The 13384-nt window shown below is 63.7% G+C and carries 13 protein-coding genes; 4 read left to right on the top strand and 9 right to left on the bottom strand.

Features of this window, described 5'->3' with window-relative positions; translation table 11 throughout:
• Positions 1–356 precede the first annotated feature (356 nt).
• Complete coding sequence (locus ACF8R3_RS00715; protein ID WP_392514613.1) at positions 357–794, bottom strand: carboxymuconolactone decarboxylase family protein; 438 nt, start codon at positions 792–794, stop codon at positions 357–359.
• Between the two features lie 193 nt (positions 795–987).
• Between ACF8R3_RS00715 and ACF8R3_RS00710 the strand changes: the two genes are divergently transcribed.
• The gene (locus ACF8R3_RS00710) at positions 988–1446 is read left to right on the top strand and encodes a nucleoside deaminase (RefSeq protein WP_058603313.1); all 459 of its coding nucleotides are present in this window, start codon (positions 988–990) and stop codon (positions 1444–1446) included.
• The gene (locus ACF8R3_RS00705) at positions 1443–2639 is read left to right on the top strand and encodes a CynX/NimT family MFS transporter (RefSeq protein ID WP_392514611.1); all 1197 of its coding nucleotides are present in this window, start codon (positions 1443–1445) and stop codon (positions 2637–2639) included. The genes ACF8R3_RS00710 and ACF8R3_RS00705 overlap by 4 nt, the downstream gene beginning before the upstream one ends.
• Here the strand turns inward: ACF8R3_RS00705 and ACF8R3_RS00700 are convergent.
• The 6 genes from ACF8R3_RS00700 to ACF8R3_RS00675 form a co-directional block, all read right to left on the bottom strand.
• A complete protein-coding gene (locus tag ACF8R3_RS00700) occupies positions 2632–4065 on the bottom strand; it encodes a PLP-dependent aminotransferase family protein (protein ID WP_392514609.1) in 1434 nt (477 codons plus the stop codon). The two genes, ACF8R3_RS00705 and ACF8R3_RS00700, sit on opposite strands and share 8 nt — an antisense overlap.
• 80 nt (positions 4066–4145) lie before the next feature.
• Complete coding sequence (locus tag ACF8R3_RS00695) at positions 4146–4484, bottom strand: hypothetical protein (RefSeq protein WP_196125579.1); 339 nt, start codon at positions 4482–4484, stop codon at positions 4146–4148.
• Between the two features lie 161 nt (positions 4485–4645).
• Positions 4646–5896: a glycolate oxidase subunit GlcF gene (gene glcF, locus ACF8R3_RS00690; protein WP_392514607.1), complete on the bottom strand. Its 1251-nt coding sequence runs from the start codon at positions 5894–5896 to the stop codon at positions 4646–4648.
• Positions 5897–5905: 9 nt separating this feature from the next.
• Positions 5906–6961: a glycolate oxidase subunit GlcE gene (glcE, locus tag ACF8R3_RS00685; protein WP_196127357.1), complete on the bottom strand. Its 1056-nt coding sequence runs from the start codon at positions 6959–6961 to the stop codon at positions 5906–5908.
• The gene (gene glcD, locus ACF8R3_RS00680) at positions 6961–8460 is read right to left on the bottom strand and encodes a glycolate oxidase subunit GlcD (protein WP_325942201.1); all 1500 of its coding nucleotides are present in this window, start codon (positions 8458–8460) and stop codon (positions 6961–6963) included. The genes glcE and glcD overlap by 1 nt, the downstream gene beginning before the upstream one ends.
• Positions 8461–8579: 119 nt before the next feature.
• A complete protein-coding gene (locus ACF8R3_RS00675; RefSeq protein WP_027915726.1) occupies positions 8580–8900 on the bottom strand; it encodes a DUF2388 domain-containing protein in 321 nt (106 codons plus the stop codon).
• A 228-nt stretch (positions 8901–9128) separates the two neighbouring features.
• Here ACF8R3_RS00675 and ACF8R3_RS00670 point away from each other — a divergent pair, with 228 nt between their 5' ends.
• Positions 9129–9755, top strand: coding sequence for a glutathione S-transferase family protein (locus tag ACF8R3_RS00670; protein ID WP_078478485.1), 627 nt, complete (start codon positions 9129–9131; stop codon positions 9753–9755).
• A gap of 32 nt (positions 9756–9787) precedes the next feature.
• Here ACF8R3_RS00670 and mrdA read toward each other — a convergent pair whose 3' ends face one another.
• Positions 9788–11683, bottom strand: coding sequence for a penicillin-binding protein 2 (mrdA, locus tag ACF8R3_RS00665; protein ID WP_392514605.1), 1896 nt, complete (start codon positions 11681–11683; stop codon positions 9788–9790).
• A 279-nt stretch (positions 11684–11962) separates the two neighbouring features.
• Here mrdA and ACF8R3_RS00660 point away from each other — a divergent pair, with 279 nt between their 5' ends.
• Positions 11963–12454: an isochorismatase family protein gene (locus ACF8R3_RS00660; protein ID WP_058603304.1), complete on the top strand. Its 492-nt coding sequence runs from the start codon at positions 11963–11965 to the stop codon at positions 12452–12454.
• A 27-nt stretch (positions 12455–12481) separates the two neighbouring features.
• Here the strand turns inward: ACF8R3_RS00660 and ACF8R3_RS00655 are convergent, their stop codons facing one another.
• On the bottom strand, positions 12482–13180 hold the full coding sequence (locus ACF8R3_RS00655) for a pirin family protein (RefSeq protein WP_058603303.1): 699 nt from the start codon (positions 13178–13180) through the stop codon (positions 12482–12484).
• Positions 13181–13384 lie beyond the last annotated feature (204 nt).

The following is a 13384-nucleotide window of genomic DNA, read 5'->3' as shown; positions in this document are numbered from 1 at the left end:
ATCGCGGCCGGTCCCGCGCCCCGGCAATATGTGCTGCGAAGCTGAAATGCTGGGGCCGCTGCGCGGCCCATCGCGGCACAAGGCCGCTCCCACCCGGAAATCGGCTAGCCTCCATAAACGGCGCTAGGCCGTTACTTCTGCATGATCCAGGCCTGCGCTATCTCAGCCAATACAGGACCAAGGTAGATACCGTCTTGACCCTCAAATCGCACCTGCGAGGTGAGGATCAAGACGGTATCTACACCGGTAAAGCGTAGCCTTCGAGGGATGTGCCACGATTCATCACGCGGCATAGCTAGATGTTGATGCTTCCAATTAGAGAAAGGCTGAATTAAACAATAGCCTCCCAGGCTCCTTCAACCCGCCACCATGGCAAACCCCACCCCAAACCGATTCCACGCATTGATCGTCGCGATAGCCAAGGTCAGATTCACCACCTCGGCTGGCTCGAAGTGCTCCAGCAACGCCTCATACTCCCCCTGCGGGGCGCCACAATCGGCCAGCCGGGTCAGGCTCTCAACCCAGGTCAGCGCCGCTCGCTCACGCCCCGTGAAGTAGGTCGTCTCCCGCCACACACACAACGTCTGCAGGCGCGCCTCGCGCTCGCCGGCCTTGCGCGCGTCGTTGGCATGCAGATTGACGCAGTACGCGCAGCCATTGATCTGCGAGGCGCGTAAGCGCACCAGTTCAAGCAGATCGTGCTCAAGGCCCGTGCGGGTCAGCGCCTGCTCCAGGGCTGCCATGGCCTTGTAGGCGTCAGGGGCTTGTTTCGACCAGTCGATGCGGTGTTGCATGGCGCTCTCCAGAAACGCTTTAGGGTGGCGTCACGATACCCTCGGGCACCGATACGTCCGATAGCCAATCCGCTCATCTTCGGGGAGGCCAATCCTGCCATTCGCATCCCCACTGACAGGCATCCAATCTCTTCATTTCTGCCACTGCCACCGACTCGGGATAATGACCCGTCCCATCCAAGGAGATCGAGCCATGCCAGAAGTCCGTTTCATGCGCGAGGCCCTCGAACTGGCACGCGCCAACATCGCAGCCGGAGGTCGGCCGTTCGGTGCCGTCCTGGTGTACCAAGGCCAGGTTGTGGCGCGCGGTGTCAATGAGATACACCGCTCACAAGACCCGACCACCCATGCCGAGATGCAAGTCATCCGCCAGGCCAGCCAGGCGCTGGGGCGCGCCCGTCTTGACGGCGCCCAGGTGTATGCCAGCGGCCACCCATGCCCCATGTGCCTGGCGGCCATGCACCTGTGCGGTATCAGCCAGGCCTGGTTCGCCTATGACAACGACGAAGGCCAGCCTTACGGGCTGTCCACCGCTGACTTGTACGCGCAGATGACGCGTGCGCCCCAGCAGCAGTCATTGCCGCTGCGCGCCTTCAAACCCGACGACGAAAGCGGGCTGTACGCTCAGTGGCAACAGGCCAACGATCAATGACAGTAGTCTGGAGAGCGATGCTGGTCGTGCTGCTGGCCTTGAACCTGCGCCCCATCCTGACCAGCATCGGCCCTTTGCTCGAGCCAATGCGCATCAGTACCGGCCTGGGTTATCAGCAAGCGGCATTGCTGACGGCGCTGCCGGTGTTGTGCATGGGAGCGGTTCCGTTACTGCACCCTTGGTCACGCCGATGGCTGAGCGAACACGCCGGCATGCTCGGTGGTTTGGCGGCCATCGCGCTGGCGTGCCTCTGGCGGTTGCAACTTCAAAGTGCCTGGGCACTGGTTGCCAGCGCCGTGCTTGCCGGCGTGGGCGTGGCGGTGGTGCAGGGCATGATGCCAGGGTTGGTCAATCGCTGGTTTCCGGGGCGCCTTGCTGGCGCAATGGGCCTGTACTCGGCTGCCTTGATGAGCGGCGGCGGGCTGGCTGCTGTGCTGGGCCCGCACCTGGCTGAGTATTCCGGGCAATGGCAACTGGGCCTGGGGGCCTGGGCCGCACCGGCGATGCTTGCCCTGCTGGCATGGCTCATCCTGCGGCCACGCAACATACAGTCCCCAGTGTTCAAAGGAAACGGCGGGCACTGGTTTGGCAACCGACGGGCCTGGTTGCTGGCCGTGTACTTCGGTTTGATCAATGGCGGCTACACCAGCATGGTCGCCTGGCTGCCAGCGTTTTATCTGGAGCAGGGAGGCAGCGCACAGGGAGGCGCCGACCTGGTGGGGCTGATGACCCTATTCCAGGTACTGGGCGCATTGGGCCTGCCGCTGCTGCTCAGGCGCTGGGTGGATCGGCGCCCAGGCCTTGCGCTGGCGCTGTCGATTCAACTGGTAGGGTTCATGGGGTTACTGATGGCACCCACCGCCGCACCAGGGCTTTGGGTAGCGTTGATCGGGTTCGGGCTGGGCGCCTGTTTCAGCCAAAGCCTGACCCTGACCCTCGAACATCTTCCTACGCCAGCCGAAGCCGGCGGCCTGGCGGGATTCGTCCAGGGTATCGGCTTCATCATCACCGGCTGTGTGCCGTACATCATCGGGTGGCTGCGTGCGCTCGACGGTGATTTTCAAAGCGCGTGGACCGTGCTCACGGCCAGCGTGTTGACGATGCTGCTGGTGACGATAGCCTTCAGCCCGCAGAGCTACGCGAAGGCGCTAGCTCGACCCGTCCCGGTCGATAACATCGATGCCCTCAGCTGATCCGCCGCAGGGTATCGCGCAGTCGGTCGAATGCTGGGTCGATGTCGAGCATTTCAATGGCACCAAAGCCCATCAACAGCCCCGGACGCACTAGCGTTTCATTGAAGAACGGGGCGAGCGAGTAAATGCCCAGATCGACCTTGCGTGCCTGTTCGACCAGGTGCTCCACGTCGAGCCCCGTTTGCACCAAGGCACTTAGATGAAACCCCGCCTCGGCGGGAATGGCCCTGAGCCAAGGGGCAAGGTCGTCGTCCAGACGCTGCAACACGCGATCGCGACGCGCGCTGTATACCTCATGGCAACGGCGGATGTGCCGGTTCAGATGCCCCTGTTCCACGAAGCGGGCCAGGGCCCACTGCAGCACGGTCGGGCTGTGCCAGTCGCTCAATTGCTTGGCCACGCAACTGGCCTTGAGCACGGCTTCTGGCAAAACGGCATAACCCAGGCGCAACTCCGGGAGCAGGGTCTTGGAGAACGTGCCGACGTAAGCCACAAGGCCCTGGGTGTCCAGGCGTTGCAGCGCATCGGCCCTAGGCCCCAGATAGCGGAATTCGCAGTCGTAGTCGTCCTCGATGATCAGCGCACCCAACGCGGCTGCCCGGGCCAGCAGCGCTCGCCGGCGTGTCTCGCCCATCGGCATGCCCAATGGGAACTGGTGCGAAGGCGTGACATAGATCAGCCGCGTGCCCTCGGCAATCTGGTCAACGCACAAACCTTCTTCATCCACCGGCACCCCCTGCAGCTGGGCGCCCAAGGCCAGGAACAACTGCCGTGCCGGCGGATACCCCGGGTCCTCCATGGCGACCTTGCAGCCAGGCTCCACCAGCACCCTGGCGATCAGGTCCAGGGCCTGCTGGGCGCCGTTGCACACAAGTATATCGTCAGCCGTGCAGTGCACGCCCCGGGCGTAGGCGATGTGGTGGGCGATGACCTCGCGCAGTTCCGCAAGGCCCTGGGCTGGGAAATGCCGCTGTGGATGATGCTGGCTTCGCCGCACGGCGTAGTTCAGGCAGCTGCGCCACAGGTCGAACGGGAATAGCGCCTTGCTCGCCACACCGCCGATGAAGTCATAACGCACCCCCAATTGCGCTTGACGTTGGCCCAGTACGGTGGCGCGGGATTGCCAGCGCCTGAGCGACGCATCGCCGGCAAGGGTCAAGGCGCTTGGCGGCGCGCTGCGCTTGGGTGCAAGCGCATTGATGAACGTACCCCGGCCGACTACCGCGCTCAGCAGGTTGTCCTGGGTAAGGCGTGCATAGGCGTCCGCGACGGTCTTGCGCGACACTCCCAATTGCTCGGCCAGCAAGCGGCTGGGCGGCAACTGGCTGCCAGCCGCCAGGTGACCGCATTCGATGCCTGCGCGCAACTGCGCGTAGAGCTGGGCAGCCAAGCCTTTGCGGCCCTCCAGGCGAATATGCAGTTCCATGAAGCATTCCAAAGCAAGAGAGCGCTCAGGATAGCGGATTGCGTACGGCGAGGTGCCTGCTCACGCAGCAGCAAGACTGCTTAGGCCCTGGTCATGCTCACCGTGATGTAGCCTTTGCCCGAGAGAATGATGCGGATGCGGGTTTCGTCGGCAGGGGCGCTACGGCAGCGCTTGATCTGAACCCCTTCCACGGCGGCGGCCTTCATGTGATGGGTGATGGCCCGGCCCCGAGCATCGAAAAACGCTTCGCTGGCGAGCAGTTCGATTCGCTCGATCAGTTGCCTGGATGGCTCGTCGGTGACGCAGAAGAACATGACGCCAGACAGATGAGGGTCCTGGTCTGGGTTGGCCAGGTCATGGGTGAGCAGTTCGCGCAGGTGGCTGCGCAGTTCGGCAAGAAGGTGCGGGTTGGCGAGCATGCGCAGCGTCCTGTGTGGGGGCGACTGCGTCGATCATGTTTTTTGCTCTGCCAAGCGACAAGTAGGACGGTTCCTAGGTTGGCCGGTGAAAAATCCCAATCAAGTAAATGGGCGAAGATGAAGCTTACCCAGGACGAGATGCACAAGGCGGCAGGGGGTGCCTATCCCTCGTTCGCCCCGGCGCGCTCTTCTGCGTGCCTGAGCGCCTCTTCGACGATCTCCACCCAGTGCCGAACCGCGGTGCGCCCTGCGCCATTCAAATGCACCTGGCAGCCGATGTTGGCGGTGGCTATCTCGTCCGGTTGCCCGCGTTCCAGAGCGTCCAGCCGGTTGTCGCGCAGCTGCCTGGACAACTCTGGCTGGGTCAGCGAATAGGTGCCTGCCGAGCCACAGCACAGGTGGGCATCGGTGACCGGAGTCAGGGTAAACCCCAGCCGGATCAATAGCGCTTCCACAGCGCCACCCAGTTTCAAGGCATGTTGCAGAGTGCACGGACAGTGAAACGCCAGGCGCCGTCCGGCGGGCACCGCCAGCTGCTCGACGGGCGCATCCCCCAGGACTTCCACCAAGTCACGGCACAGGCTGCTGACCCGCGCCGCCTTGGCTGCATAGGCCGGGTCAGCAGCCAACAGGTGAGCATACTCGCGCACGAACGCGGCGCAGCCGCTTGCTGGGATCACGATAGCCTCGACGCCCGCCTCAACGGCTGGCCACCAGGCATCGATGCGCCGCCGTGCGCGCTGCAAACCTTGCGCTTGGGCGTTGAGGTGGTAGTCCACTGCTCCACAGCAACCCTCGGCCGGTGCAGGGGTCACGCTGATACCGAGGCGATCGAGCAGGCGCGCCGCCGAGGCGTTGGTCGCCGGTGACAATGCCGGTTGCACACACCCCTCGAGCATCAGGACACGCCGCGGATGGCGCACCGCCGGGCGCATCAGGTCAGCCGCCTTTTGCAAATGCACCTTTTGCTGGGCCTGCGCCGGTAGCCAGGGGCGCAGGGCTTGGCCAGTTCGCAGCAGGGCCTTGAAAACGGCGGGGCGCACCATCGCAAAGCGCAGGCCGTGACGTAACAGGCGCTGGCCCAGTGGTCGTGGCACCTGCTGCTCCACGACGGCCCGGCCAATGTCCAGCAGGTCGTGGTAACGCACACCCGACGGGCAAGTGGTTTCGCAGCTGCGGCACGACAGGCATCGGTCCAGATGAGATTGAGTACTGGTAGTGGCGGGCTGGCCTTCGAGCACCTGCTTGATCAGGTAGATGCGCCCGCGCGGGCCATCGAGCTCATCGCCAAGCAGCTGGTAGGTGGGGCAGGTCGCTGTGCAGAAGCCGCAATGTACGCACGCGCGCAGGATGCGTTCTGCCTCCTCGGCGCGCTCGAGTGTGCGTGCGCTGTCACTCAAGTTGGTCTGCATGGGCTGCCCTCAGAGGTCCGGGTACAGACGGCCAGGATTGAAGATGCGCTTGGGGTCCAGTTGGGCCTTGAGGCTCCGGTGGTAGCGCATCAGCGGCTCTGACAAGGGCGGGTAGGGGGCCTGGCCTGGGGTGAGGCACAGCGCGTGGCCACCCGCCTGTTCGGCGATGCGGTGAATGACATGGGCTGGGGCGTCTGTCCGCAGCCAGCGCTGGGCGCCTGCCCAGTCCAGCCATTGGCGTCCCGGCAGGTGCAGTTCCCCTGTTGCGAGGGGTACCGACACACGCCACAAGGGCTCGCTGCCCTGGGTGAAGAATGCCAGGCGCTGCTCACGCAGTTGCGTCCAGAACTCGCCGTCCACGTACTCGCCCCCCAGGCGCTGGCGGGCCGACGCTACCGAACCCTCGCCACCTTCCAGGCGCACGAACAATGCTTGTCCATCGTGGCAGGCACCACTGAGCGGCAGTGGTTCCGAGCTCCAGCGCGTGAGCGCGGCCAAGGCCTGGCTCCGATCCATTCCAAGGCGCAGGCTTACGCAGTGCCGCGGCACGGGCAGGACTTTAAGCGACACCTCGGTCAGCACACCCAGGCAGCCGAAACTGCCTGCCAGCAACCGTGAAAGGTCATACCCGGCCACGTTTTTCATCACTTGGCCACCGAAGCGCAGCACGCTGCCCTGGCCTGTGATTACCTGGGTGCCCAGCACGAAGTCACGGACCGATCCTGACCAGGGCCGCCTGGGCCCGGACAAGCCAGCCGCCACCATGCCGCCCAAGGTGGCACCCGGGCCCAGGTGCGGTGGCTCGCAAGCCAGCATCTGACCGTTTTCCTGCAACGCCGCCTCGATGTCGCGCAACGGCGTACCGGCGCGAGCCGTCAGCACCAGCTCCGTGGGGTCGTAACTGACGATGCCGCGATGGCCGCGTGTATCGAGCACTTGCCCGTTGACGGCATGGCCGATCATGGCCTTGCTGCCACTGCCCTGGATGCGCAAGGGCGTACCAGCATCCAGCGCCTGGCGAACCTGCTCGAGCAACGCCTGGCTTGCATCCTGGTCCGTGCCCATCAAAACCGCTCCAGCGCAGGGAAGGGCAACTGCCCATGGTGCACGTGCAGCGCACCGAATTCGGCGCAGCGGTGCAGCGTGGGAATGTTCTTGCCAGGGTTGAGCAAGCTCTGCGGGTCGAATGCAGCCTTGACGGCGTGAAACACCCGCAGCTCGTCATGGGTGAACTGGGCGCACATCTGGTTGATCTTCTCCCGGCCGACCCCATGCTCCCCGGTGATGCTCCCACCAACGGCCACGCACAGCTCCAGGATTTTTCCACCCAGGGACTCGGCCCGCTCCAGCTCGCCAGGCTGGTTGGCGTCGAACAGGATCAGCGGGTGCATATTGCCGTCACCTGCATGGAACACATTGGCCACCCGCAGCCTATGCTCGCGCGCCATTTCACTAATCCGCACCAGCACGCGGGGCAGCTCACGCCGCGGAATCGTACCGTCCATGCAGTAGTAGTCCGGGGACAAGCGGCCGACGGCAGGGAAGGCATTCTTGCGTCCTGCCCAGAACCGTGCACGCTGCGCCTCGTCACACGCCAGCCGCACCTCGCTGGCACCGGCCTGGGTGAACAGTGTGGCCACCCGTTCGCAGTCTTCGTGCACATCGGCCTCGACCCCGTCGAGTTCACACAAGAGGATGGCGGCTGCCTCCACTGGGTACCCGGCATGGATGAAGCTCTCGGCCGCCCGAATGGCCAGGTTATCCATCATTTCCAGGCCCCCGGGAATGATGCCGGCGGCAATGATGTGGGCAACGGACCGCGCGGCGTCCTCGACCCGGTCGAAGCTGGCAAGCAGAACCCGTGCCACGGGTGGCTTGGGTAGCAGCCGCACGGTCACCTCGGTGACGATCCCCAGCATGCCTTCGGAGCCGGTGAACAGTGCTAGAAGGTCGAACCCAGGGCTGTCGAGCGCATCGCTACCCAGGGTCAGCCGTTCACCTTCCACGGTAAGCACTTCCAGTTTGAGGATGTTGTGCACGGTCAGACCGTACTTCAGGCAATGCACGCCGCCTGCGTTTTCAGCGACATTGCCACCGATGGTGCAGGCGATCTGCGATGAAGGGTCGGGGGCGTAGTACAACCCGTAAGGGGCGGCGGCCTGGGAAATGGCCAAGTTGCGAACGCCCGGCTGGACCCGGGCGAAGCGGCCTTGGGGGCTGACTTCGAGAATACGATTGAGCCGCGCCATCACCAGCAACACGCCTTTGGCCAAGGGCATGGCACCGCCAGACAGCCCGGTCCCGGCGCCGCGAGCCACGACCGGTACGGTGAGCCGGTGGCAAAGCTGCAGCACACGCTGCACCTGGTCTACGCGCTCGGGTAACACCACCAGCAGCGGCACCGTACGGTACGCCGCCAGGCCGTCGCATTCATACGGCTTGAGGTCTTCATCGCGGTGGAGCACCTGAAGGTCAGGCAGTGCCTCGCGCAGGGACTGAACCAAAAGCTCGCGATCAACTGTCGGCAGCGCGCCGTCGACGTGTTCGTCATACAGCATCGTCATCTCACTTGGATGCGTTGTTCTTATAGGGTCATGACGAGTGTAGCCCCAGTCTGGACTTAGGGCTTGCGGGGCGGGCTACGACCGGCGCTGGCCACAACGAGGGCCAACGCCGGCGGCAGTCATTGCTGGGCGACCAGAGGGTCGTCCTGGGAGAGGATGGCGCGAGCGAGTTCTTCATCGTTGACTTGCAGGCCGGGGTGGTCCTTGCGTGCTTGCTGCAAGGCAGCTTCCACGTAGGCACCACGAATGGCACCACCGCTGGCGACGAACGCAGACAGCTCGTCACGGGCAGGAATGATGCGTTTGTCATCCTTGAACGTTGAGTACAGCGAAGCCGAGACACCGGCCGAAGTGGCAATGTCGCGGCCGTCGACGCGGGCCATGGCAGCGCCGGCAGGCAACAGAAGCAGCAGTGCGGGTACGAGGGCAAGTTGGCGCATGTCGTGTTCTCCAATAGGTGAAGCCCAGGGGATTACCACTATTGGTGAGAGGCTACGCATGCAGGTGGAGTTCCCTCACCGAAGCGTTAGCCGATGGTCTGCTCAGGCGGGGCAGGGTTGGGCGGGTCAACGGGCCTGGCCAACATCGACGTCAGGCCCGGATTGACCGCATCGCCACCGGTGTGCTCTGCTCAGCGGCCTACCCCAACAGCCACCGAGGGCTGCACCATGTCCGAGTACACGCTGCATTGTTTCGCCGAATCCGGCAATGCCTACAAGGCTGCGCTGATGCTCGAACTGACCGGCCAGGACTGGCAGCCGGTGTTCGTGGACTTCTTCAATGGCCAGACCCGCGACCCGATGTGGCGCGACGAGGTGAACGAGCAGGGTGAGGTGCCGGTGCTGATGCATGGGGGCACCTGCTTGACCCAGTCGGCGTTGATCCTCGACTACTTGAGCGCACAAACAGGCCAGTTCGGCCCCCAGAGTGAAGAAGAGCGGCGTGAGATCTGGCGCTGGATGCTGTTCGACAACCACAAGTTCACCAGCTACTACGCGGCGCTGCGCTTTTTGTTGTGCCTGAAGAAGACGGGCGAAACCGAGGTGACGACGTTCCTGCGCGAGCGAGCCGCCGCGGCCTACCGCATCGTCGATGCGCACCTGGCCGGCACACCGTTCATGGTCGGCGCGCGGGTGACCATCGCCGACTTGTCGCTGGCCGGTTATGTGTTCATGCCCGAGGACACCGGCATGAACGTGCAGCAGTACACGCACATCGAAGCCTGGAAAGCGCGACTGCAGGCGTTGCCGGGGTGGCAGCACCCTTACGATCTGATGCCCCGCGTTGCGCCCTGAACGCAAGGCCTGACCGCCTGCGGGCTTTGCTTTCAGCCGTGGGCAGGTGACTTGCCCGCCGAGCTGCCGGCGTATTCGGGCTTTAGATGACCTTGTTCGTCCAGCAGGTAGGCATCCATGACCTCACGCACTACCGGGCCTGCCACCCGCCCACCGGCTTCGCCGTTTTCGATCATCACCGCCACGACCACGCTGGGGTGCTCGGCCGGGGCGAACCCGACGAACAAGGCGTTGTCACGGTGTCGTTCCAGAGTCTTGTTGCGGTTGTAGCGTTCCCCTTGCTTGATGGCCACCACCTGGGCCGTGCCGCTCTTGCCGGCAATGCGGTATTGCGCGCCAGCGGCGGCAGCGCGCGCGATGCCGCGCGGGTCGTGCATGACCATTTGCATACCCTGGCTCACCTGATCCCAGGCGCGTTTGTCGTGCAGCACGATATCGGGCATGGGGTTAGGGTCGATGGGCGCATCGCCACCGACGGTCATCGCCAGGTGCGGGCGATGCCATACGCCTTTGCTGGCCAGCAGGCTGGTGGCTTGCGCCAGTTGCAATGGCGTGACCTGCATGTAGCCCTGACCAATACCCAGAATCAACGTTTCACCGGGGAACCAGGGCTGTCGGCGGGTCGCGCGCTTCCATTCGGCCGAAGGCATCAGCCCGGCCGCTTCTTCGAACATGTCCAGCGACACCTTCTGGCCAAGACCGAATTCGGCCATGTAGTCGTGCAGGCGCTCGATACCCAGTTTGTGCGCCAGGTCGTAGAAGTAGGTGTCGTTGGAACGCATGATCGCGGTGTACATGTCCACCCAGCCATCACCGCTGCGGTTCCAGTTACGGTATTTGTGATCGTAGTTGGGCAACTCGTAGTAACCCGGGTCGAACACGCGGTTGGCCGGCGTGATCACGCCGCTGTCCAGCCCGGCAATGGCCACTTCGGGTTTGACCGTCGACCCTGGGGCATACAGCCCGCGCAGCACGCGGTTGAACAGGGGGCGGTCGATGGAGTCGCGCAGTTGTGCGTACTGCTTGAAGCTGATGCCCTTGACGAACAGGTTGGGATCGAACCCCGGGTTGCTGACCATCGCCAGCACATCGCCGTTGGCCGGGTCCAGCACCACCACCGAGCCTCGGCGCTCGCCCAGGGCCTTTTCCGCCGCCAGTTGCAGGTGGGCATCGAGGGTCAGCACGATGTCCTGGCCTGGCGTGGGGGCCTTGTGATTGAGCACACGCATCACCCGGCCCTGGGCGTTGGTCTCGACTTCCTCATAGCCTACGTGGCCGTGCAACTGACTTTCATAAAAACGTTCGATGCCCGTCTTGCCGATCGACTGAGTCCCCCGGTACTCGGTGCCGTCCAGGGTCTTGGCCTCTTTTTCGTTGATGCGGCCTACGTACCCCACTGAATGGGCGAAGTGCTCGCCCAGCGGGTATTCGCGAATGAACTGCGGCTCCACCTCAAGGCCCGGCAGCCGGAACTGGTTGACGGCAATCAAGGCAATCTGCTCTTCGCTCAAGCCCACCATCAAGGTGACCGGCTCGAAGGGTTTGCGCCCGCGTCGCAGGTCCTTGTCGAACTGCTTGCGGTCCTCGTCATCCAGCCCCAGCACCTGGGTCAGGGTGTCGAGCACCTTGGCGCTGTCGCCGCCGGTCCGTTCACGGGTCATGGTCAGGTCGAAGCTGGGCTTGTTGTCGGCCAGCACAGTGCCATTGCGGTCGTAGATCAAGCCTCGCTCGGGTGCGATCGGCAGCACATGGACGCGATTGTTCTCCGACACGGCGCTTTGCTGGTCATGCTGGATGACTTGCAGCACATACAACCGACCAATCAGGATGGCGACTAGGCTGAAGACCAGCGCAGCGCAGGCCAGGAGCCGGCGGTTGACCAGGTGCTTTTCCTTTTCATGGTCCTTGAGGGGGATCGGTTGGGGCATGGGCTCTGTCTGTAGAAGGCTGGGCGGGCAGGCGTTGGTAACGGGCTGGTGCCGGGTGGGGCAGTGATGCTACGCAAGCTGCATGCCCGCCTCAAGGCGCCGCGCAGCGCGGTGAGGTGGGCCGCGCCCAGGCCGCCCGAGCCTGCGGGGCTCAAGCCTGCATGAAGATTTGTTCATCAGCCTGGCCGAGCACCGTCGTGCATGAGCGGGTTGGGCTTCAACGCGCTTGTCAGGCCCAGACGGGTATACTCCATGGCTTTTTCATGACGGAAGGTGCTCATGCGTCAGGTCCTGCTCATCGTGGACGTCCAGTCCACATTCAGCCCGCCGGAATGGTTGGTCGACGGCCTGCGACTGCTTTCGGCCAACATACCTACCATCGCCTCGGTCGAGTTGCACGATGAGCGAGTGACACCTTTCGAGCGGCAATTGGGCTGGCACCCGGCTGCCCAGGATGAAAGCCTGATCGAAGCCGATCGGGTGTTCATCAAGCATGGTTACGGACCGGGTAAAGAGATGATCGAGTACCTGCGCGGTCTCGGGGTGGAGCGTGTGCTGGTGAGCGGTTTGCAGACCGACACCTGTGTGCTGGCAGCCGGTTTCGCGCTGTTCGACGCTGGGTTGATGCCGACTCTGGTGACCGACATGACCGTCGGCTCCTCGCTGGATCGTTCGGCGAAGATGGGCATCGCCTTGTGGGAGCATCATTTCCGCCAGGTCATCACGTCCGCCGAAGTGCTGGCTGAGCTGGCCCAGCCGGGCAATCCTTGAGGACCGGCCCGGCTGAGTGCCAGCGTTTCAGGCGACGTCCACCAGCACGATCTCGCTGTCTTCCAGGGCGGTGACCTGCAGCAACGTTTCTTCGGCGATGGCCACGCCGTCCCGGGCATTGGCCTGCAGCCCATTGACCTCGATGCGGCCCTTGGCCGGGACGAGGTAACCGCGACGCTTGGGGTCGAACCGGTACTCGGCGGTTTCTCCGGCGCGCAGCGTTGCGGCGACCAGGCGGGCATCGGTACGAATCGGCAGGCTGCCTTCATCGCCATCTCTGCCACTGGCCAGGGTCACGAAGCCTTCGCCGCGTTCACCCTTGGGAAACGGGCGTGTACCCCAGGACGGTGCATCACCAGTGCGCTCGGGCACGATCCAGATCTGGAAAATGCGCGCCTCGCTGTCCTCTTGGTTGTACTCACTGTGCGCGATGCCTGTGCCGGCGCTCATCACCTGCACGTCGCCAGCCTCGGTCCGGCCCTTGTTGCCCAGGTTGTCTTCATGGGTAATGGCCCCTTCGCGCACGTAGGTGATGATTTCCATGTCCCGGTGAGGGTGGGGTGGGAACCCGCTGCCAGCGGCGATGATGTCGTCGTTCCAGACCCGCAGGTTGCCCCAGTGCATGCGGGCTGGGTCGTAGTACTCGGCGAACGAGAAGTGATGGTGCGCATCGAGCCAGCCGTGGTTGGCGGCGCCCAGGGTGTTGAATGGTCGTAGTTGAAGCATGATTGGACTCCTTCAAAAGGTGTAATAGGGCCATCATGCGCTTATGAAACATCTAAAATAAGCGTAAATATCGGCTCTATTTTATCGCTTTAATCGATATGTCTCTGAGCTATCGTCCAAAATGCCGTTGCCGTTGCCGTTGCCGTTGCCGTTGCCGTTGCCGTTGCCGTTGCCGTTGCCGTTGCCGTTGCCGTTGCTTTGGCT

The sequence above is a fragment of the Pseudomonas sp. FYR_7 genome (assembly GCF_043106155.1).
GTDB lineage: Bacteria > Pseudomonadota > Gammaproteobacteria > Pseudomonadales > Pseudomonadaceae > Aquipseudomonas > Aquipseudomonas parafulva_B.
This window is presented reverse-complemented; position numbering and strand designations above follow the sequence as displayed.

Bases quoted from the DNA above. Each gene is read 5' to 3' on its own strand.
- ACF8R3_RS00655 (WP_058603303.1), bottom strand. From the start codon at position 13,180: ATGCTTCAACTACGACCATTCAACACCCTGGGCGCCGCCAACCACGGC.
- mrdA (WP_392514605.1), bottom strand. From the start codon at position 11,683: ATGCCCCAACCGATCCCCCTCAAGGACCATGAAAAGGAAAAGCACCTG.
- ACF8R3_RS00670 (WP_078478485.1), top strand. From the start codon at position 9,129: ATGTCCGAGTACACGCTGCATTGTTTCGCCGAATCCGGCAATGCCTAC.
- ACF8R3_RS00660 (WP_058603304.1), top strand. From the start codon at position 11,963: ATGCGTCAGGTCCTGCTCATCGTGGACGTCCAGTCCACATTCAGCCCG.
- glcF (WP_392514607.1), bottom strand. From the start codon at position 5,896: ATGCAGACCAACTTGAGTGACAGCGCACGCACACTCGAGCGCGCCGAG.
- glcE (WP_196127357.1), bottom strand. From the start codon at position 6,961: ATGGGCACGGACCAGGATGCAAGCCAGGCGTTGCTCGAGCAGGTTCGC.
- ACF8R3_RS00675 (WP_027915726.1), bottom strand. From the start codon at position 8,900: ATGCGCCAACTTGCCCTCGTACCCGCACTGCTGCTTCTGTTGCCTGCC.
- ACF8R3_RS00700 (WP_392514609.1), bottom strand. From the start codon at position 4,065: ATGGAACTGCATATTCGCCTGGAGGGCCGCAAAGGCTTGGCTGCCCAG.
- glcD (WP_325942201.1), bottom strand. From the start codon at position 8,460: ATGACGATGCTGTATGACGAACACGTCGACGGCGCGCTGCCGACAGTT.
- ACF8R3_RS00710 (WP_058603313.1), top strand. From the start codon at position 988: ATGCCAGAAGTCCGTTTCATGCGCGAGGCCCTCGAACTGGCACGCGCC.
- ACF8R3_RS00695 (WP_196125579.1), bottom strand. From the start codon at position 4,484: ATGCTCGCCAACCCGCACCTTCTTGCCGAACTGCGCAGCCACCTGCGC.
- ACF8R3_RS00705 (WP_392514611.1), top strand. From the start codon at position 1,443: ATGACAGTAGTCTGGAGAGCGATGCTGGTCGTGCTGCTGGCCTTGAAC.
- ACF8R3_RS00715 (WP_392514613.1), bottom strand. From the start codon at position 794: ATGCAACACCGCATCGACTGGTCGAAACAAGCCCCTGACGCCTACAAG.